Origin of the sequence: Streptomyces pyxinicus, from assembly GCF_024753135.1 — a bacterium.
GTDB lineage: Bacteria > Actinomycetota > Actinomycetes > Streptomycetales > Streptomycetaceae > Streptomyces > Streptomyces pyxinicus.
Genome location: NZ_JANUGP010000065.1, coordinates 1 through 1,654, shown reverse-complemented (window position 1 = coordinate 1,654; position 1,654 = coordinate 1). Strand labels below are relative to the sequence as shown.

1 protein-coding gene is annotated in these 1,654 nt (G+C 73.2%); it reads left to right on the top strand.

Annotated elements, in window-relative coordinates; genetic code table 11:
• Positions 1 to 71: 71 nt before the first annotated feature.
• The coding region (locus tag NX794_RS35735; RefSeq protein ID WP_258783880.1) for an AMP-binding protein at positions 72 to 1,654 on the top strand (1,583 nt) is incomplete at its 3' end.

The following is a 1,654-nucleotide window of genomic DNA, read 5'->3' as shown; positions in this document are numbered from 1 at the left end:
CCCTGCTCGACGGTGCCGAGGACTCGCCGGCCGTCCGTCAGACGGACCACTGGCGTCAAGCACTCGCCGGAATGCCGGACGAACTCGCGCTGCCGACCGACCGGCCGCGTCCCGCCGTCCCCTCCCATCGGGGCGACACGCTGACCGTCGAACTGCCCGAGGAGGTGCTGACCGGGCTGGAGCGGCTCGCGGGGGCCTCCGGGACGACCATGTTCATGGTGGCGCACGCGGCGGTCGCCGCCCTGCTGCACCGCCTGGGCGCCGGTGACGACATCCCGCTCGGCGCTCCCGTCGCCGGACGTTCCGACAGCGCGCTGCACGACCTCGTCGGCTTCTTCGTCAACACCCTCGTCCTGCGCACGGACCTGAGCGGCGACCCCACCTTCGCCGGCCTGCTGGAGCGGGTGCGGACGACCGACCTGGCCGCCCTGGACCACGCCGACCTGCCCTTCGACCGCGTGGTGGAGGCCCTCGACCCGCACCGCACGCTCGCCCGCCACCCCCTCTTCCAGACGATGGTGGCCTACGAGGGCGGCGCCCCGGACCACAGCCGACTGCTGGGCGCGGACACGGCCGAGTTCCCGGTGCGCGCCGGCGCCGCCAAGTTCGACCTGGAGATCCTGTTCCGGCGCCTGCCGGGCGGCGCCGACGGACCGGTGCTGACCTGCGGAGTCCGCTACGCCGTCGACCTGTTCGAGCGGTCCGGCGCCGAACGGCTGCTGTCCCGGCTGGTACGGCTGCTGGAGCGGGTGGTGGCGACACCGGACGTTCCCCTCGCACACCTCGACCTGCTGGACGCGAGTGAGCGGGAGCGGGTGCTGTACGGCTGGAACGACACCGCGCGCGTCCTGGAGGGCCCCGCCACCCTCGCCGACCTCGTGGCGGACGGAGCCCGTGACCCCGAGGCCACCGCGCTGCTCTTCGACGGCGACTGCCTGACCCGGGGCGCCTTCGAGGAGCGGGTCAACCGGCTCGCCCGGCTGCTCGTCGGGCGGGGCGTCGGCTCCGAATCCGTCGTCGCCGTGGCCCTCCCCCGGTCACTGGACCTGCTCATCGCCCTGCACGCCGTGGTGCGCGCCGGCGGCGCCTATCTGCCGCTCGACCCGGCGCTGCCCGCCGACCGGCTCGCCTACATGACCGACACCGCCGCGCCGGTCGCGGTACTCACCGACCGCGCGTCGGAGGGCGCGCTCCCGGCGGACCTGGTGCGGATCGTGCTCGACACGCCCACCGTGGCAGAGGAGTTGGCGGGGCTGGCGGCGGACACGGTCACGGACGCCGACCGGCTCGCACCGCTGCTGCCGTCCCACCCCGCCTACGTCCTGTTCACCTCCGGGTCGACCGGACGCCCCAAGGGCGTGCTGATCGAACACGCCGCCATCGTCAACCGCCTCCAATGGATGCAGGACACCTACCGCCTGACCGACGGAGACCGCGTACTGCTCAAGACGCCCACCACCTTCGACGTCTCCGTCTGGGAGCTGTTCTGGCCCCTCGCGCAGGGCGTGCCACTGGTCATCGCGCGACCCGAGGGACACAAGGACCCGCACTACCTGGCCGCACTCATCCGCGAACAGGCCGTCACGGTCTGCCACTTCGTACCCTCGATGCTCGCCGCTTTCCTCGCCGACTCCGACCTGAGCACATGCCCGAG